This window comes from Ruegeria sp. BB6, assembly GCF_056539385.1.
On sequence record NZ_JBQFUW010000009.1, the window covers coordinates 191,693 to 209,575 of the forward strand.

Sequence of the window (17,883 nt, forward strand, 5' to 3'; positions counted from 1 at the left end):
GCCTTACTCCTCCGCCACGATGTCAGCGATTGTTTTTTTCAACACGCGCGTCACCTGTTCCAGCGCGCGCTTGTCATCCTTGTTCAGACCTTTCAGCGGAGGCCGCATCACACCCGCGTCAATCCCGTTCATGGTCACGCCGTGCTTGATCGTCTGGATGAACTTGCCGCCCTGTTCCAATACCCGCATCAAGGGCATCATTGCCGACATGATCCGGCGGCCCTTGGCAAAATTCCCTTCGACCACGCAGGCGTGATACAGCGCCACATGTTCCGCAGGCAGAAAGTTTGACCCGCCGCAGACCCAGAAGGGCGCGCCCCAGGCAAAGAATTCCAGCGCCTGATCGTCCATGCCGCAGCCGAGTTGGATATGAGGGTAGTCCCGCGCCAGCAGATGCACCCGGTTGATATCGCCCGAGCTTTCCTTGATGCCGCAGAAGTTGCGGCTGCGGCCGACACGGTCAAGGAACTCCTCGCCCATCATGGTGCCGGTGCGGTGCGGATAATTGTACAGCATCACCGGCAGGTCGGCGGCCTTGTCGATGGCCAGTGCGTTCAAAGCGTTTTCCCGGTCGGTGGGCACTGAATAGGGTGGACTGGCCAGCAGGATCGCGTCCGCGCCAATCTCGCGTGCACCGGAGGCCAACGCGATCGAGTCCGGCGTCAGCATCGCGCCAGTCCCCACAACCAGCGGCAGGCGGCCTTTCAACTGTTGATGCGTAAACTTCGCCAGCTCCAGCCGTTCATCGACGGTCTGTGCATAGTTTTCACCGGTGGACCCGCCCGAGATCAGCCCATGCACGCCATTTTCGATCAGGTAGTCGATCACCTGTGCCAAGGCATCCCAATTCACGGACCCATCGTCGTGATGGGGCGTGACCACCGGGGTATAGATCCCCTCAAACTTGAAAATCGGGTTCATTGCATCCTCATGCAGGTTTTGAAAGCGGAGCACCCATAGGCACATCCAGCGCGTCAGGCATCACGAACAGTTCGATCTGATCCCGTGACAGGTTCCAGTGGTCTTCGGCCAACTGCGCAGCCGCCGCCTCATCGGCCGTTTCGATGGCGGCGATGATGGCATCGTGCTGGTGGCTGGCTTCGGACAGGTTTTCGGTCATTTTGGCCGTTTGGGGCCGATAAAAGGTCATCCCGATCCGGGCGTGATCAATCAGCAGGCGGTTGAACGAGGGCAGAAGGTAGACATTGCCCGACATCTCTCCGGTCACGTCATGAAAGCGGTTATTGGCCAATGCGCGATCCTCGGCGGACCCGGCGCGCAAGGCCGCTTTGAACCCCTGCTGCGCGTCCTTCAGCGCGTCGATCTGCGCCCGCGTTGCGTTTTGCGCCGCCAGCCGCAGAATGGCCCCGTAAACCATCGGCGCGGCCAGAAAGAAATCGCGCAGCGTGGTATAGGACATCTCGGACACCCGCGCCGAACGATTGGTGCGCAGGTCCAGATAGCCTTCGCCTGCCAGTTGCCGAAACACCTCGCGCAGAGGCGTGCGCGACAGACCGAACGCATCGGACAGATGCGCTTCGTCCAGATCGGTGCCCGGGCGTAGTCGCAGGGTCAGGATCGAGACCTTCAGGTGCTCGGACAGTTCAGCTTTGCGGGATTTGGCGTCGTCTTTCATGCGTCCCTCCTGCGATGCCAGCGCGAATCGCGCCCGGCTGCTCGTGTTGTCTCTGTATTCTAAAAAAATACAACTTGTATACAGAAAAAAATCGTGCAGCATAGCCTAACGAATGAAACCTGGGCAAATGCGGCCCGTGCAGTGGAACATCCCATGCAACAAACCCGGCACATAACTTTCATCCTGATCGAGGAGTTCTCGCATCTCGCATTTTCCTGCGCGGTCGAGCCATTGCGGATCGCAAATCTGGTGAGCGAGAAAAAGCTGTATGACTGGACCCTGATCTCAGAGAATGGCGAGAGGGCGATATGCTCGAACGAGTTGGTGACACTGGTGCACGGCGGGTTGAACGACCTGCCGAAAACGGACCAGTTGTTTGTCTTGTCGGGCATTCACATGCGCAGCCACGTCTCGCGCCCCTTGCTGGCTGCGCTCAGGCGCGAGCGTGCGCGAGGGACCGCAATCGGCGCGTTGTGTTCGGGGGCTTGGCTGCTGGCCGAGGCGGGGTTCCTGGATGGGATGCAGGCCGCGATCCATTGGGAATACCATGACGCCTTCATGGAAGCGTTTCCCGAAGTGAATCTTGTTCGCAGTGTGTTTGTCGCAGATGAAAAACACATAACGGCCTCTGGCGGAACTGCGACGGCGGACCTGATGCTGCACTTGATTGAACGCGATCATGGTGAGGAGCTGGCGATCGCAGTGGCCGACCAGATGGTTTATAACGCGGTACGCAATGCGACCGCCAAACAGCGCGTTTCGCTGCAGTCGCGCAACGGGATGCGCAACGCGCATTTGGCCAAGGCAATCCATATCATGCGCGATTGTATCGAAGCGCCTGTGTCGCCGTCTCAGATTGCCGACGATTTGGGGATTTCGACCCGGCAGCTCGAGCGGTTGTTCGGAAAGTACCTCAATACGTCACCCAAGAAGTACTTCATGGAACTGCGTCTTGAGCGTGCCCAGAAACTTCTGTTGCAGACCGAAGCCTCGGTCACCGAGGTGGCGATGGCGTGCGGATTTGAAAATCCGGGTCATTTCTCGCGGGTTTACCGTTCGAGTTTTGGCGTCTCGCCACACGCGCAGAAAAGCAAGATCGACTGAACTTTGGCAGCCGGGGGGAGCTGCTCTGCCCATGGGCGAGTCGGACCGGACAGGCGCTCGTCCCCCTGATCCCGCTCGTACCCCCTCGTTAAAATCTTACTGGTAAACTGACCCGCGGGATAGGATGGTTATACGTTGGGAAATGGGCACAACTATTGCCATATCATGACAGTTTCGTGGGGGAATTGGGCAGGAAAACGGGCCTCTGCCGCATTTTGTTGCATTCCGCGAAAGTCGCGAAAAACCTGCTTTTAATAATCTAAAAGCGGATATGTTTGCGTTAAACGTCTTTTTATGGCATTTTTGTAACTGCCAATAATCGGACAGTGTAAGTGAAATAAGGCAGAAAATAACATTCTAATGAATTTGAATTTTCCCATGTCCTCTTCAGGAATTAGTGCTGGAGGACCACAATGAACCTAGAAACCCAAGACGTCGTAGTGAATCCAGCTTCGCGCGGATTTCCGGTTGAAAAGCGCGAGCATCAAATCTGTCAGGCGTCCAAGGCAGCAGAAGCGGCGTTCGAGCGGATCGCCCGCGCGTCTTCGTTTGGGGCTGGTCTGACAGGGGATTTTCAGAGCCGGGTGTTTACCATTTTCCGCTGGTACTTCCTGTCGGCGTTTTGCACACGCCTGCTTTCGGAATCCGCACATCGGCTAGAGCACCAGACGTTGCAGGTGTCTCTGGACATTTACAGCGCAGTCCGAATGGTCCTGACCGACAGCGAGGTGGAAGAGTCAATGGCGCTGGTGCGGATTGAGCGCACTTCACCTTCATTGGTGCGTGCCAACGATATTGGTGCGCGAGGTCATACCGTTGGCTGGGTCGCGGCCGGTTTGCATGAAAAGGGTAGAGAATTTCCGGGCGAGATCGAGAACGCGCTGGCTGGTGCGCTGGCCGCGTCAAATCGCTTGAACTGAGAAAACCCGCCAATACCGCGTCGGTTCGGCGCGACTGTTTACACAAGGCGCTTTCCTTGATTACGGTTCGGATGAGTATTTCCGATTTCTAGTAATTTAGGGTTTGTAGCCATGTCAGAGACGCTGGACCTTCATAAATTTGAAAACCTGAGTCCCTTTGAAATCAAAGACGAACTCATCAAGCTGGCTCAGAAAGAGTCTCGTAAATCTACACTACCTTACTTGAATGCGGGGCGGGGTAACCCGAACTGGATCGCGACCAAGGCGCGCGAGGCGTTCTTTCTGCTTGGCCAGTTTGCGATGACCGAGGCACAGCGGCACCGCAACGAGCCGCAGGTCGGTCTGGCCGGAATGCCTCAGGGTCCGGGGTGTTATGACCGACTAAAGGCATATTGTGCCGCGCGTGACGGGCGCGATTCACCGCCGGGTGCGGACACGCTGGCGTCTGCCGTGGACTTTGCGATTCAGAAATTCGGTTTTGATCCGGATGACTTCGTGCTGGAGCTGACCGACAGTATCGTTGGTGATCACTACCCTATGCCTGACCGATGCCTCGAACATAACGAGGTGATCGTGCACGAATACCTGATGTGGGCAATGTGCGCGGGGCATAGGCCGGACGCGAAATTTGACATCTACGCGGTCGAAGGCGGCACGGCCGCAATGTGCTATATTTTCAAGGCGCTCAAGAACCAGAGGCTGCTGAACGCAGGCGACACCATCGCGCTGGGGACGCCGATTTTCACCCCTTATCTGGAAATGCCGGTACTCGAAGATTACGGGTTGAACGTGGTCGATGTGTCTTCGGAGGAGGAGGACCATTTCCAATTGACGGATGACGACCTTGAACAGTTGGCTGACCCCAAGGTCAAGGCGCTGTTCCTGGTGAACCCGGGCAACCCGTCATCGGTCGCCATCAGCCCCGAGGTTCTGGCCCGGCTGGTAGAGTTCGTCAAAACGCGTCGCCCTGATCTGATCATCCTGACCGATGATGTCTACGGCACCTTTGTTCCCAACTTTCAGTCGGTAATGGGGCATCTGCCGGAAAACACGATCGGTGTTTATTCCTACTCCAAGTATTTTGGCTGCACGGGTTGGCGGCTGGGCGCGATTGCCGTGGCGCAGAACAACATATTTGACAAGATGATTGCCGAGGCACCGCAAGAGGTCAAAGACGTCGTGAACGCACGGTACACGCCGCTGACGCCTGATCCCTCCGGCTTTAAGTTCATTGACCGTATCGTCGCCGACAGCCGAGACGTGGCGCTGAACCACACGGCCGGGCTTTCTCTGCCGCAACAGGTGATGATGACGCTATTTTCGCTGGTTGAGATGATGGATGAGGACAAATCCTATCAGGCGTTCTGCTGGGGCATCCTCAAGCATCGGTTTGACGAACTGGTTGACGGTATGGGGATCGAGGTTCCCGACAACCCTCTTTTCGATCGATATTACGGCATCATCGACTTTGAGTTCTGGCTGCGCAAATACGTGGGTGATGAGGTGGTCGAGTGGATCAAAGAGAATGTGCACCCGCTGGATATTTCGTTCAAGCTGGCGCAGGATCACGGGATCGTTTTGCTGAACGGATCCGGCTTTGACGCTCCTAACTGGTCCGCGCGGGTTTCTTTCGCAAATCTGGACGACAGCGCCTATCGTCAGATCGGACGAGCGGTGCGGGCGGTCGCCATAGGATATGTGCAAGCCTACCGCGCGTCCAAAGGTTTGCCGCTGCATGGATGATTAACGTTCAAGGTAGCCCAGCATGGAATTGATCGGTGCAATTTTCGGTGCCCACCCTGAGTTGGCCCTGTTTTGCAGTCTGGCTATCGGCTACGCCCTCGGAAAGATCACGATCGGCTCTTTCACCGTCGGATCGGTGGCGGGCTGTCTACTGGCCGGAGTACTTGTCGGCCAGACCGGGGTTGTTGTGTCGGATGATCTGAAGCAGGCGTTTTTCCTGTTGTTTCTGTTCTCAATCGGCTATCGGACGGGACCACAGTTCTTTCGGTCTTTGAACCTTGGTGCCTTGCCACAGATCGCTGTGACGGTGTTGCTGTGTGTCGTGGCACTTTTTGTGGCAATTTTACTCGCTCCTTTGATGGGTCTGTCTGTTGGTGTCGCGGCGGGGCTTTTGGCTGGCGGTGCTACCGAAAGCGCGACGCTGGGCGTGGCCATAGACGCCTTCGCCAAGACGGGCGCAGACGAAGCGGCGCAACAGATTTTCGACGCTGAAATCGCGACCGGTTTTGCGGTGGCCTATTTCGTCGGCGTCATCGCAACGATCTTTTTTCACACGCAGCTTGCTCCCCGGTTCTTTGGGCGGTCACTGAAAGAAGCCTGCGCCGAGTATGAGGCTGAACTGGAGGACACCGATGCGCCGATGGTCCCAAAGCACCGGGATTTCGAGGCCCGAGCCTATCTGATCAACCCCGAATTTGCAGGGCACACCGTGGCCCAGCTTGAGGCGCGCGTGCCCGATCATGTGCGCGCATTTATTGACAGGGTGCGGCGGGGAGACAGAATTCTTCCCACAACCGGTGACATGGTTCTTGAAAAGGGTGATATCGCTGCAATCGCCGGGATGCGCACGTATCTGATCGATCACGCCGATGTTCTGGGCGAGGAGGTCGAAGACCCCGAATTGTTGGACCTGCCTGTTGAAACCAGCGACATCGTCGTGACCAACAGCGCAGTGGTCAACAAATCAATGGGCGAGCTTTCCACCCGCCCCGAGGCCCGCACGGTCTTTGTGCGCGGTATCATGCGCAGTGGTGAGCGTCTGCCGATCTTTCGAGGTGTAACCCTTCACAAGGGCGATGTGCTGACCGTCTCGGGTACGCGCAGCCATATTGAATCTGCCGCGGCCAAGCTAGGGTATCTGGATCGTGCGACCAACAAGACGGATATGGTTTTTGTCGCGTTCTTCATCCTGTTGGGCGGGTTGATCGGCATCCCTGCGCTGAAATACGGTGCGATCGAACTTGGCCTTGGTACGTCAGTAGGTGTGTTGCTCGGAGGTCTGGTCGCGGGTTGGTTGCGGTCAGTACACAGGACGTTCGGTTTCGTGCCAGAAGCGACGCTTTGGATTTTCGACTCAGTCGGCTTGTGCGTCTTTGTAGCCTGTGTCGGCATTACCTCTGGCCCCAGCTTTGTGACGGGCGTGCTGGAAAGTGGACCTTCGCTGATATTTGGATCGCTTGCCATCGTTGTTCTTGCCCACGGTGCTGCAATCATCGTCGGGCGCAAGGTTTTCGGGATAAACGAGGGCGTTCTGGCCGGAACATGCTGTGGTGCCGGGACATCTGCGCCAGCGCTGGCCGCCGTGCAGGAGGCCGCGCAAAGTCAGGTTCCAACCCTTGGCTATGGGTTGGGTTACGCGGTGGGTAACGTCCTGCTTGCCCTTTGGGGCTCGGTCATCGTGATTGTGCTGATGTGACTTATGGAACGAATGCCACAACCAGCGGCCCCCAGAGGGTTAGGAATATGTTTGCCACCGCATAGGTCATCGTGAAGGCCGGTGTCGGGGTCGAGTTTCCGGCCTTTTCCAGCAGGGTAGCGAACCCCGGATTGCCCGACCGGGAACCTGTCACCACTGCACAGGCTTCGATCGGGTTGCGGATACGCAGGGCGAAATAGTTGATAGGAAACTGAACGATCATCGGCATCATGGTGACCACAACCCCCAACAGCAAAAGGGTGATGCCATATTGCTGTATCGCCTCAAGCGCTGGCTGGCCCGCATTAAGGCCGACGACGCCGACAAAAACGGCCAGTCCAAAGCTCTGGAGGAAATTCGCGGCACCTCTGTTGATGCCCCCAATCTTGGGCCTGCGAATACGCATGTACCCGATGATCAGGCCAGTCACCAAACAGCCCAGCCCGGACCCCAGCGCCACTTTTGTTCCTGCGATGACAAAGCTTATTTCCCCGATCAGGTAACCAATCGCGATGCCGAACCCAAGCGCAATGAAGTTCGTCACCGAAGCCGCAGGTGGCACATACCCTGCCTGTTTCGCGACGCGGTTCAGATCGTCCTTGTGACCGACGATGCTGACCTCGTCGCCTGCGTGAATCTCGGTGTTGTGCAGGACAGGAATATCATGTCCCATCCGGGTGATCTTGGAAATGTAGACCCCGCGCCGTTGATCCGCTGAAAGGGCTTCGTGCAGCTCCCGCAGGGTTTTGCCTGCAAGCTGTCTGTTGGTGATCACGACATTGCGGCGTTCTTCCACGATCGCCAGTTCGGGCGGGTATTCTCCGACTTCGCCATCGGCGGTGCCGTCAAACTTTGTCAGGGCAGATACCAACCCGGACACGACGATAATGTCCCCTGCATTGATCACGGTGTCCGGCGTTGGCTCAAGTGCTGTGCCCTCGCGCAGGAAACGCTCGACCACCAGATCACCGTCATAGTCCCCTTCGATGTCCGCCACGGTCTTGCCTATGGCGGCAGACCCTTGGTTGAGTTGATAGGCGCGGGCGTCAAACCGGTTCATGGGAAGAAACTCGCCTTCCTCCAGCTTTTGTCCGCCGCCGCCTAGCTTTTGGGCCAGCTTCAAGGCTTCTTGCCGCAAGTCACATCGCATGATGATTGGAATGATGCTGACGGCCAGAATGGGTCCGATCGAGCCAAAGATATATGTCACCGAATACCCAACGGCGATATTGGTTTTCAGCTTCTCGGCCTCGTCCGCGGCAAGCCCCAGCAGGTCGATGGCATTCCCGGCGGTGCCGATGATGGCCGATTGCGTCAGACCTCCGGCAGCCAGCCCCGCGGCCAGCCCCTTGTCCAGCCCTGCCCATCGCGCCACGACGATAACGAAGAACAACCCCCATAGCGTCATCATGAAGGCCGCCAGCAATTTGGTCAGCGCGGTGCGGTTCAACGCGGCAAAAAACTGTGGGCCACCGTTGTAGCCAACCATGAAGATGAACAGCGAGAAAAAGACGTTCTGAACATCCGTGCTTAGGTTTATCCCACCGATCTGCCCCACGAACACGGCCACAAGCAAAGTTCCGGCAATGCCACCCAGTTCAAATTTCCCAACCTTGAGCTTGCCCATTCCGTAGCCAAGGCCGAGGCACAAAAATAATGCCATAATCGGGTAGGTGCGAAGTTGTTCGGCCAAAAGATCCATGATCAAATCTCCAGGTTAAATTCGTCCTGCCCAAAGCCGGCTTTGTGTCTCAGGGCACTGAAACTTCATGTAAATTCAGATGGTCGCCGTCGCGTTCGTGTCAGGTAAGCACTCGTCCGGGATTCTGTCAAATTTGTATGGGCTGGCAGTCGGTCGGCGCGGTCAGCCTAAGAGGTCAGGGCACCATTTTCACCAGCCTGGTTTCCCAAAATGCGCTGCCAGCAGAAACGGGTTTGGCAAGAAATCACATGCTTTTGGCAAGCGCCAACTCCCATGCTTGGACTAGGCACTCCTATTTGTGTGTCACTTTGAAAACAGTAATTCCTGCCATGCGAAAGAACAGCTTCTTTAGCGTGGTCCAGCTTACGTTGGATTGAGACTCTCAGATGACTGAACATCAAAGAAAGAAAACGCTGCAAATGGCACAGCAATCTATCCTGATGGGGGCAAGCCTATTGTCCCGGCTTGCCGCCGAAGACCGCAGGATAGCAGCGCATGCAGGGGAAAGCATGCAAAGCCGCGACCGCAAAGCCTTTCGCAGATTGGCTCAGGCCGAGGCGTTGGAGGCTGTTGCCGAGGAACTCAAGCGGTTGCAACTGCAGTAACGCTAGACCGGTGATGCGGTGACCCGTGTGTCAGCAGTTCTCGCGTTTGAGCTAGATCAACAAGCGGCTTAGAAAATTCCCTATGCTTTGGCTACTCGACGAAACAGAATTCGTGAGCAAGCATTGGATTGGGCCAGCCGGTAGTTCCATTTAGGAAACATCACAGCAACCCGAATTTAGTCTGGTCATCCGGGCTTCAAAACCGTCGAGTTTTGGAGGAGGAAGAACATGACGACCCGGCGAGATGTATTGAAGGCCATTCCAAGTGTCGGCACAGCTTTTGCGGTATCCGGCGCAGTATTGCTGGATGACTCTGCGGCGTCTGCGCAAGAAGCTGCACCGCTAGAAGGACATTTTCACCCGAACGGCAAAGCGCCTTCTCAATACACGTTGGATGTTCTGGACAAGGCGCGCGATGCCCTTCCGTTTTCGGACCGACTGGATTTCGATGAACAGCAGCGCGGTCTGATTGCGGAAATGCCCGACAAAAAGATCATGGCTGATGCGGGGCATGTGGCCTGGGACAAAGAGCGGTTCGATTTCCTTAATTCTGATGCGGATTTCGACAGCATACATCCTTCATTGCAGCGAATCTCGCGCCTCAATCAGAATTACGGTCTCTACGAGGTTATACCGGGCATCTATCAGGTGCGGGGGTTCGACCTGTCGGATATTTCCTTTGTGCGCGGCAAGACCGGATGGATCGTCATTGACCCGTTGGTTTCGGCCGAACCTGCAAGGGCGGCGCTTAACTTCTTTCGAGAGCACGTCGGTGGTGAACTACCCGTGACCGCTGTGATCTATTCCCATTCGCATGGCGACCATTGGGGCGGCGTGCGCGGGGTGGTGGACGAAGCGGATGTACGGGCAGGAAAGGTCGAGATCATCGCCCCACGCGATTTCATGGAGCATACGATCTCGGAAAACGTCTATGCGGGGAACGCGATGAACCGCCGCCTGTTTTATCAATATGGGCTATTGTTGCCTGCTAGCCCTCATGGGTATGCGGGGCAGGGGCTTGGGCAGGGTGTGTCTGCGGGCTTGGTCGGTCTGATTGCACCGACGCGCATTGTTGAAGACGACATCGAAGAATTCGAGGTCGACGGGGTTCGCATGATTTTCCAGAACACTCCGGGCACCGAAGCGCCGTCCAATATGAACACCTATATTCCTGACATGAAGGCGCTTTGGATGGCCGAGAATGTCACGGCGACGCTTCACAATATCTATACGTTGCGCGGCGCACCCGTCAGGGATCCGCTGAGATGGTCCAAGTATATATCTCGTGCGCTGCACCTCTATGGCGAAGACGCCGAGGTGATGTTCTATTCGCACCATTGGCCCCGCTGGGGAAACGACCGGATTCAGGCGATTCTGCGTGATCAGCGCGACCTGTATGCCCACATGAACAATCAGGTTCTGCACTTCGTGAACACGGGCGTGACCATCAACAGGATACACAACGTCTACGAGCTGCCGCAGAGTTTGCAGGACAAATGGCATTGCCGCGGCTACCACGGCTCGCCGCAGCACAACAGCCGAGGCGTCGTCCAGCGCTATATCGGGTTCTGGGATTGCAACCCGGCCACGCTTATTCCCTTGTCCCCCGAGGATTCGGCGCCGCTCTATGTTGAAATGATGGGCGGTTCCGAAGCGATCATGACCAAGGGTCGTGAACTGCACGATTCCGGTGAATATCTTCTGGCAAGCGAAATCCTGGACAAGCTGGTCCACGCGGAGCCTGGCAATCAGGCCGCCAAGAACCTGCTGGCGGATGTCTATGAGCAGATTGGCTATCAGCAAGAGAACCCGGGGCTTCGGAATTCGTTCCTGTCCGGTGCGTTTGAATTGCGCTCTGGTATTCCCGAAGGGGATATTCCCGATACGTCCAGCCCGGACGTCATTCGCGCCATGTCGACGGAACTGTTTCTGAACTTTCTTGCGATCAAAATGGACAGTCGCAAGGTCGAAGGGCACTCATTCGCCATGAACCTCGTGACGCCTGACAATGGCGAGAAGTTTCTGGTCGAACTGCGCAATGCAACACTGACCAATGTCGAAGGGTTCCAGTCCGACACACCTGACCTGACACTGACGATCAATCGCAGCGATCTAGAATTGACAATGGCCGGAGAAAAAGCGCTGGATGAGCAGTTGGCGGACGGCACTGCGACCCTTGATGGCGACGCGACCATGCTTGGGGTGTTGGCGCAGGCCATGGTCGACTTTGATCCGTTCTTCGAGGTTTTGCCGGGAACACGTGATCCGAAGGATGCCGAGGTGTCCTCGGCGGCGTTTGAAGCGGTGACCGGGCTTCCTGCGATAGAATAGCAAGAAGTGGTCCGCGAAAGCTCGGGAAAGCCCCAGTTATTCCCGAGCTTCCAGCAACCCCCATGTTTCGCCGCCAAACCCGCCATTGAACAGGTATTTGAACCTCGACGACATCCCGATGTCTTGCGTGACAGAGGTCAGGCCGTCGCCTTTGTACTCGCCCATGGAGAATATGAAATATAGCTGCCCCTCGTCGGTGACTTGGCCGACACCTTCCGCCCGTTGCTGGCTTTCGTCATCGGATATTATCGTCCAGTGAAGGCGCACATAGTTCGCAAGACCTTCTTCCGCCTGAATCGAGACAATACCATTGTAGCAACATTGTTCTTCGATATACGCATTTATCGTGTCGTCGAAATAACCGTCGAAATATCCTTCGATAAAATACGTCCCAACAATGCTTTCCACGTCCTTGATGGGGATAACCTCCAGAGGCGCGCCAGATGCAGCGCCGGGAATAGTGTGGCAATCACGGTTCTCGATCGAACCGTCGGGCATCATGGTATTGCAGAGCTTTGCATTCAGAAGCGCCCGCTGCGCAGCCTGAGAGTTTTCTTTTTGGGCGGCTTCGTTTTTGCCTTGGTCCGTGTCGTAGAATTCTTCGATGAAACTCGCGTTGCTCAGATCCGCGTCGGTCAGGTCAGCGCCCAGAAACGACGTTCCCAATAAAAACGCATCGTCCAGAAAAGCGCCTTGAAGATCGGCCCAACTCAGGTCCGCACCATCCAAAAACGCATCTTTGAAATCAGCTTCGCGCAGAAACGTTTCCGAGAAGTCGGCGTTTCGCACGTCAGCCGCCCAAAAGTTCGCGCCCTCCAGTGACGCGCCGTGAAAGTTGGCGCGGCGCAAATCCGCGGCCTCTAGATTCGCCCCCCTGAGGAAAGAACATCGCAGCGTCGCACCCGTTAATCCCGCGCCGCGCAACTGCGCATTCACCAGATACGCGCCGGTCAAATCTGCACCAACCAAGTTCGCCGAACTCAAATTGGCCCCGCGAAAGTCCGAACTTACCATAATGGCCGAGGCGAGGTTGGCGTTGCGCAAATCGGCCTCGCGCATATCGACATGTGCCAGCTCGACGGCCTGCAGATCGGCATTGGCAAGAGACACCCCGATCAGCTTTGTGTCTTCCAGAGAAAGGAATGCACGAGCTCCTTTCGTACCGGTCATCTGTGCAGAGCAGTCGCTGCTGCGCGCAGGTGGTTCCATTGCAGCCGTACGCTTGTGAACGATGAGGTTGGCATCCTTCAGAAACTGAACGACCAGTCCCTGCCTTTCGCTGTTTATTTCCCTCATGATGGTTTGTGTCTTGGTTCTTGCGATCGCCAAAACTGCGGGTCTGGCCCATGCTTTCCCTAGCGATTGCTCAAGTTGCAATTCACCAATGGCGTCAAAATAGGCTTGCATCGCGCTTGTTTGCAGCCTGCTTTCATCCCTCTCTCGTTGTCTTAGGGTTTCCTGGCGTTGAAGTTCGTTTTGCCGCTTGACCGCGATATCATTCAGCCAGAAACCACCAACCGCCAGTACAAAAGGTACAATCAGAAGGTTTAGAACATCCCATAGCGTCCGCCCCTGAAAACCCGACCAGTTCGCCGTTAGATACGCTCCGCAGGCCGAGCATGTTGTTGCGGATGCATTTGTTAACTCACCGCAATTCGGACATTTGGTCGATTTGGTCGTCCGGGAAGGCAATCTGATACCCATCCACCACTCCCGCTTCTGAGAAACATAGATTTTCGAGACAAGCGTTCTGAAGGGTTATGCCATATTTTCGCGAATCTCGGAAAGTGTTCCGCAATGAGGTGGTGTCAGGACCACTGCGCGAACGGCGGTCACGGTTATTGGACCGAAAGGTGCGGCGACAAAGCACAACCGGCAGATTTGGCCGCAAAGCGCACGTCATTGGCGCTTTGGAACATGTCGTCCTGTTGGTGACGTTCCACATCATCTGTGTGATTGGAATGGAGATAGGCGTATGGCGAATATCGAAAGACTGATTCAAGAGCCGACCTTGGCCTCATTGAACGCCAAGATTGCGCAATTGACGCGACAGGGCTGGAGGCCGGTTGGAGGTCCGGTGAAATCAAAGTCGGGCTTTGTGCAGACTGTCCAACGGATATGCTGTATCTGCTGAAGTGTCTGTGCGATCCGAAGAAATCCTGTATGACAGAGGTATCAGGACCGAACCGGATCATCGTGCAGCGGTGTGGGACAGAGGCTTACGTTATGGTGCCGGTGGTGGATGGAAACCCAGAACGACTAATCGAGGAGCCTATCACCGATGATATATTCCGACATGGTCAAAGACCGTTCGTGGCAATGCGCCACGGAACTGGCGTTAGCTGGTGAGCACGAGCCTGCCGGAAAGATTTTACATGCCTACGGGCTTATGAAAACCGACAGTGATGATCTGGAAACAGTATTGCGACTGATGCGCGAAGCGCGCGACGACGTGAAAGTGCAGCAGAACGGCCAGAAGCCCAAACATCTCGTATTGCATTTTGAAGCCCATTTCACCGAGTGACGCAGGGGCGGCTATGGGTATGCCAAGTTTGCATCATCAAAAAGCGCCGGGCATCCGACACTGACCCAACGTGCCGTCAATGTACCGGCGGTTCAAAGACGGGTCGCGGTCCTTCCACCATACGTTTGCATAAAATCGTGGCCGTTTCAGCCGACCGGATCAGCCTGCATACTCTGCTTTGAGCCTGTGTTGCCCTTGGCTGTCCCCCAGACGACAATTTCAGCTTCGTCGCGCTTGGTAATATACATTGCAATGTCGTTGCGCTCTATTACGCGTTCAAGAACGGTCGGGTTAGATACTGCTGGTCCGCGCCGACCTCGGGCAAACTGTTTTGCAATTTCCCGGTTCAACGACCAACTAAGGCCCGCAGGTGCATTTGCCGATTGACCCCGATAGACAGTCATCGTTCGCGGCAAGCCAAGTAAATCCCTAAAGTACCGGTGCCGCGACCAGTACGGACGAAAGCGGGCCATGGCTTCAGCGTATGCTTCGTGGTCGATGCGTTCAAAGTCCGACCATGCATCCGCGATGACATCCCAAAATAACGGGCCTAGCTCGTCTTCAGGCACTTGGGCGTCAGTCGCAGCCTCAATCCAATAGAGCAAGGCGTTAGGTCGGGATGCGCTGTCATGTTTGCGATGTAGATGCTGCAGAAATAATTGCGCGGGGGACTTCATGGTTTTGTCCTCGTCAGAGCAACTAAAAGTGTACAGTATTTCCGTTTTGGAGACAATTGAGTGCTTGGACAGTTGTCAGGCGTTGACTAACTCGAAAAAACCCCAAAAAATCGGGATATCACACGGAAAGTTTGCCTCAATTCTTCTTGGCCTTGGCGGGCGCCACTCGATTAAATCTGTTCTGTGCCCGCCTTTAACCCCGCGTGAACCTTGGCGGTCTACCTGTCACACGACCCGTAAGTGTAGAAGGTTCTTTACAGGGTAGGCCCACGAGATACGCTGTTGGGGGGCAACTTGTTTTTGGCTGCAATTGGCCCGGCCATGAGTTGATACGCTGCAAATAGAAACAGTATTGCGGCCACAAATTCCGCGGCTTCCTCGAAATGTGACTTGTACACCCAGACACTTGCGTCTTCACCAAGTGTCTTGCTGACGATCGCTACCCCCACGTCTATGTCAATAATCTGCGCGGCAGCTATGAGAGTTAAAGCGACCGCAATTTGCGGCATCGTGCCGTGGGTGACTACCGCTCTTACAGTGTCTGAGGTTCGGATCATGTACAGCAATAGGCTCGCGCCCAATAAAAATATAACGATCGTGATTGCCAGCCATAGCCCTCGATCACCTACAATTGCCAAGGACAATTGCAACAAGTCATGCACGGCATCAATTTCCACACCGTTTATCACGAAGGGTTCCAGCCCTAGATGACGCTCGCCGAAGCTCATTTCGTCAAGAAATGCAACGAAGCACAATATGCCCACGGCTACGGCAGTCAGGCCGACGCCTCTGAGCACGGCAACTGAACACATGACGGCACCAAATAAGAAAGCGAAGGCTCCAAGCATTTCAATGGTCTTGTCTTCCTGCAAGTGACGCTCAACAAAACCGTCGACAGAAAGCGCTAGCCCACAGATCACTGCTGTGCAGCAAAGTGCAAAAAAAAGCCAAAATAGATACTTCTGAAAAAACACTGACAACACAACACTAATTTCAAAACGCCGAGTCTAACACTTTCGAGTAGCTTTGCAAACTCGTGAGCCTCGGCCACGATGGGGCAAGTGTGCTTTTGGCGCGCGCGGAGTTTAAGCCGTGCGACCAACCACAGGGAACAGTGCCATTGCTCGTTGGCAATATGCGCCCAGACGATCGCGCATTTGGTGTTCTGGTTTCAGGTGTGTTGAATGGTGGTGCTGCTGGAGAGAATTGAACTCTCGACCTCTCCCTTACCAAGGGATATATATGGACCAATACGAATAGTTACGGATTACTAACTATTTGAAAATGCGTTAAATGTGGTCCAAATCGGTCCAAACCGATGTGTTCCGAAACGTGTTCCGAAGCCCGATTTTCGGGGTAAATGTTCCGAAAATGTCCCGAAATTTTTGGGGCCAAACCGAGCCATATATGGGCGGATCAAAGACCGCTCAGACGAGAGGAAATAGGACGATGAAGATCGCAACAGAAGCGCAGCGCCAGAGGTTGGCGGTTCGGCGCGACCCATACTTTGAGGACATGGGCGGCAAACTTCACCTTGGCATCTACCGGGGTGAGAAGGGCGACAAGTGGGTGGCCCGCATTCCGCATCCAACCGGAAAGAGCCGTTACCTGAAACACTCACTGGCAGACGCGACACCGACGCCCGGTGGTCTGACCTTCGCCGAGGCTGCGTCTCGCGCAGAGCAGTGGCAAAAGGAAGCCATCGAATCGGCGCGCGCATCCGCCATCAAAGCGGAGCAGGTGACTGTCGAGCAGGCGGTCGACCACTGGTATGCTGATCTGATGAAGGACCGCTCAGACAGGAGCCAGACTACGACGACCAAAAACTGGAGGTCATTCGCTGATCGGGTGAAGCGGTTCTTTGGTCCGGACACACCGCTTGGAGATATTACCAAGGCGCAGTGCCACGAATTCAGGGACACGCCTGTTCGAGGTGACACGCGCGCCAAGTCGTCAGGCGATAAGGAACTGGGGTTGCTAAAAGCAGCTTTTAATCTGGCCGTGACAGACCTGAAGCACACCGGCAATAGCGAGTGGGTGGCGGCTGAGAAGCACGGCAATCGTAAGACCCAAGCAGAAAGGGCTGACACGATGAGTGTCGATGAAATGGAGAGCGGTGGACGTGCCATGTCGATGGCAGAGGTTCGGAAGCTGATCAAAGCCGCCGAGACGTTCTCTCCTGCTTACGCGACCTATTTGCGGGCAGCGGTATATACACTGCAGCGCCCGCAGGAATTGCGCATGTTGGACACGTTCGATTTCTCATCAAACCGGAGGGTGATCCGTTACCGGTACGGAAAGAACCGCCGCCACAGCGGTCCAAAGACCTGCCAGCTATTCGATAAGGCTCACGCGCTGTTTGCCGATCTAACGTCCGGCAAGCAGCCAAACGATCCAATCCTGACCAACGATGCCGGGGAGCGATGGGTAGAGGGCTTTCAGGTTGATCCGTTCTATCGCGCCTTGGCGTTGACCAACATCGATCCCGAGGGGTTGCGTCCTTACAGCATCCGCCACAGTGCGATCACTTGGGCCATTCAGACAGCGCGGATTGATCCGATGACGGTTGCGGCCATTGCGGACACGTCGGTGGACATTATCGTGCGGCACTATTTCAATCCCACCAAGGAACTCGGTGCCGGGTTCCCGGCCTAAGAGTTTGATGGGCTTGAGCCTGCCGCCGCCGCTTTTCTAAGTTGCGAAACCCGTGCTGCGCTAATGCCGAGCCTTTGACCGATGTTTCGGGTCGAGGGCTTCAGCTGGACTTGATGTATTCACGCAAGAATCCGACGCCAAATACACCCCCCACAGCGATATGGGTGGAACTGACTGGTAACCCCAGCTGCGAGGCGAAAATAACCGTAATCGCCGCCGCCATCGCGATGCAATATGCGCGCATTTTATCAAGTTCGGTGATCTCGCTTCCTACGGTTCGGATCAATTTG

The 17,883-nt window shown here is 55.6% G+C and carries 14 protein-coding genes and 1 pseudogene; 8 read left to right on the forward strand and 7 right to left on the reverse strand.

Going from position 1 to position 17,883, the window contains the following annotated elements; genetic code table 11:
- Window positions 1–3: 3 nt before the first annotated feature.
- Window positions 4–921, reverse strand: a complete 918-nt coding sequence (locus tag ACR0B7_RS18760) for a dihydrodipicolinate synthase family protein (RefSeq protein WP_170485673.1) — start codon at window positions 919–921, stop codon at window positions 4–6.
- Window positions 922–928: 7 nt separating this feature from the next.
- Window positions 929–1,636 (reverse strand): GntR family transcriptional regulator, encoded by a 708-nt coding sequence (locus tag ACR0B7_RS18765; RefSeq protein ID WP_170485674.1) that lies wholly within the window; start codon window positions 1,634–1,636, stop codon window positions 929–931.
- Between the two features lie 153 nt (window positions 1,637–1,789).
- Here ACR0B7_RS18765 and ACR0B7_RS18770 point away from each other — a divergent pair, with 153 nt between their 5' ends.
- The 4 genes from ACR0B7_RS18770 (at window position 1,790) to ACR0B7_RS18785 (ending at window position 7,099) form a co-directional block, all read left to right on the forward strand.
- Window positions 1,790–2,740: a GlxA family transcriptional regulator gene (locus ACR0B7_RS18770; RefSeq protein ID WP_480682191.1), complete on the forward strand. Its 951-nt coding sequence runs from the start codon at window positions 1,790–1,792 to the stop codon at window positions 2,738–2,740.
- A gap of 413 nt (window positions 2,741–3,153) precedes the next feature.
- A complete protein-coding gene (locus ACR0B7_RS18775) occupies window positions 3,154–3,660 on the forward strand; it encodes a hypothetical protein (protein WP_170485676.1) in 507 nt (168 codons plus the stop codon).
- A 111-nt stretch (window positions 3,661–3,771) separates the two neighbouring features.
- Window positions 3,772–5,403 (forward strand): bifunctional aspartate transaminase/aspartate 4-decarboxylase, encoded by a 1,632-nt coding sequence (locus ACR0B7_RS18780; protein WP_170485677.1) that lies wholly within the window; start codon window positions 3,772–3,774, stop codon window positions 5,401–5,403.
- 22 nt (window positions 5,404–5,425) lie between these two features.
- Window positions 5,426–7,099 (forward strand): aspartate-alanine antiporter-like transporter, encoded by a 1,674-nt coding sequence (locus ACR0B7_RS18785; RefSeq protein WP_170485678.1) that lies wholly within the window; start codon window positions 5,426–5,428, stop codon window positions 7,097–7,099.
- A gap of 1 nt (window position 7,100) precedes the next feature.
- Here the strand turns inward: ACR0B7_RS18785 and aspT are convergent, their stop codons facing one another.
- Window positions 7,101–8,801: an aspartate-alanine antiporter gene (gene aspT, locus ACR0B7_RS18790; protein ID WP_170485679.1), complete on the reverse strand. Its 1,701-nt coding sequence runs from the start codon at window positions 8,799–8,801 to the stop codon at window positions 7,101–7,103.
- Between the two features lie 386 nt (window positions 8,802–9,187).
- Between aspT and ACR0B7_RS18795 the strand changes: the two genes are divergently transcribed.
- Window positions 9,188–9,406 carry a hypothetical protein gene (locus ACR0B7_RS18795; protein WP_170411864.1) on the forward strand — a complete coding sequence of 73 codons (219 nt, stop codon included), beginning with the start codon at window positions 9,188–9,190 and terminating at the stop codon, window positions 9,404–9,406.
- A gap of 228 nt (window positions 9,407–9,634) precedes the next feature.
- Window positions 9,635–11,737, forward strand: coding sequence for an alkyl sulfatase dimerization domain-containing protein (locus tag ACR0B7_RS18800; RefSeq protein WP_170576952.1), 2,103 nt, complete (start codon window positions 9,635–9,637; stop codon window positions 11,735–11,737).
- Window positions 11,738–11,773: 36 nt separating this feature from the next.
- Here the strand turns inward: ACR0B7_RS18800 and ACR0B7_RS18805 are convergent, their stop codons facing one another.
- Window positions 11,774–13,441 carry a pentapeptide repeat-containing protein gene (locus ACR0B7_RS18805; RefSeq protein ID WP_170485682.1) on the reverse strand — a complete coding sequence of 556 codons (1,668 nt, stop codon included), beginning with the start codon at window positions 13,439–13,441 and terminating at the stop codon, window positions 11,774–11,776.
- A 577-nt stretch (window positions 13,442–14,018) separates the two neighbouring features.
- Between ACR0B7_RS18805 and ACR0B7_RS18810 the strand changes: the two genes are divergently transcribed.
- Window positions 14,019–14,261 (forward strand): hypothetical protein, encoded by a 243-nt coding sequence (locus tag ACR0B7_RS18810; RefSeq protein WP_170385491.1) that lies wholly within the window; start codon window positions 14,019–14,021, stop codon window positions 14,259–14,261.
- A gap of 146 nt (window positions 14,262–14,407) precedes the next feature.
- Here the strand turns inward: ACR0B7_RS18810 and ACR0B7_RS18815 are convergent, their stop codons facing one another.
- Together ACR0B7_RS18815 and ACR0B7_RS18820 are read right to left on the reverse strand one after the other, a co-directional pair.
- The gene (locus ACR0B7_RS18815; RefSeq protein WP_170576953.1) at window positions 14,408–14,938 is read right to left on the reverse strand and encodes a hypothetical protein; all 531 of its coding nucleotides are present in this window, start codon (window positions 14,936–14,938) and stop codon (window positions 14,408–14,410) included.
- A gap of 254 nt (window positions 14,939–15,192) precedes the next feature.
- Window positions 15,193–15,810 (reverse strand): hypothetical protein, encoded by a 618-nt coding sequence (locus tag ACR0B7_RS18820; RefSeq protein ID WP_170570323.1) that lies wholly within the window; start codon window positions 15,808–15,810, stop codon window positions 15,193–15,195.
- A gap of 577 nt (window positions 15,811–16,387) precedes the next feature.
- Between ACR0B7_RS18820 and ACR0B7_RS18825 the strand changes: the two genes are divergently transcribed.
- A complete protein-coding gene (locus ACR0B7_RS18825; RefSeq protein ID WP_170485685.1) occupies window positions 16,388–17,593 on the forward strand; it encodes a tyrosine-type recombinase/integrase in 1,206 nt (401 codons plus the stop codon).
- Window positions 17,594–17,708: 115 nt separating this feature from the next.
- Here ACR0B7_RS18825 and ACR0B7_RS18830 read toward each other — a convergent pair.
- Window positions 17,709–17,883: pseudogene (locus tag ACR0B7_RS18830) on the reverse strand (inorganic phosphate transporter); the annotation flags it as partial.

Excerpts from the sequence above, each read along its gene's own strand:
- ACR0B7_RS18810 (WP_170385491.1), top strand. The coding sequence starts at position 14,019 with ATGATATATTCCGACATGGTCAAAGACCGTTCGTGGCAATGCGCCACG.
- ACR0B7_RS18780 (WP_170485677.1), top strand. The coding sequence starts at position 3,772 with ATGTCAGAGACGCTGGACCTTCATAAATTTGAAAACCTGAGTCCCTTT.
- ACR0B7_RS18800 (WP_170576952.1), top strand. The coding sequence starts at position 9,635 with ATGACGACCCGGCGAGATGTATTGAAGGCCATTCCAAGTGTCGGCACA.
- ACR0B7_RS18760 (WP_170485673.1), bottom strand. The coding sequence starts at position 921 with ATGAACCCGATTTTCAAGTTTGAGGGGATCTATACCCCGGTGGTCACG.
- ACR0B7_RS18775 (WP_170485676.1), top strand. The coding sequence starts at position 3,154 with ATGAACCTAGAAACCCAAGACGTCGTAGTGAATCCAGCTTCGCGCGGA.
- ACR0B7_RS18765 (WP_170485674.1), bottom strand. The coding sequence starts at position 1,636 with ATGAAAGACGACGCCAAATCCCGCAAAGCTGAACTGTCCGAGCACCTG.
- ACR0B7_RS18805 (WP_170485682.1), bottom strand. The coding sequence starts at position 13,441 with ATGGGTATCAGATTGCCTTCCCGGACGACCAAATCGACCAAATGTCCG.
- ACR0B7_RS18770 (WP_480682191.1), top strand. The coding sequence starts at position 1,790 with ATGCAACAAACCCGGCACATAACTTTCATCCTGATCGAGGAGTTCTCG.
- ACR0B7_RS18825 (WP_170485685.1), top strand. The coding sequence starts at position 16,388 with ATGAAGATCGCAACAGAAGCGCAGCGCCAGAGGTTGGCGGTTCGGCGC.
- aspT (WP_170485679.1), bottom strand. The coding sequence starts at position 8,801 with ATGGATCTTTTGGCCGAACAACTTCGCACCTACCCGATTATGGCATTA.
- ACR0B7_RS18785 (WP_170485678.1), top strand. The coding sequence starts at position 5,426 with ATGGAATTGATCGGTGCAATTTTCGGTGCCCACCCTGAGTTGGCCCTG.
- ACR0B7_RS18815 (WP_170576953.1), bottom strand. The coding sequence starts at position 14,938 with ATGAAGTCCCCCGCGCAATTATTTCTGCAGCATCTACATCGCAAACAT.
- ACR0B7_RS18795 (WP_170411864.1), top strand. The coding sequence starts at position 9,188 with ATGACTGAACATCAAAGAAAGAAAACGCTGCAAATGGCACAGCAATCT.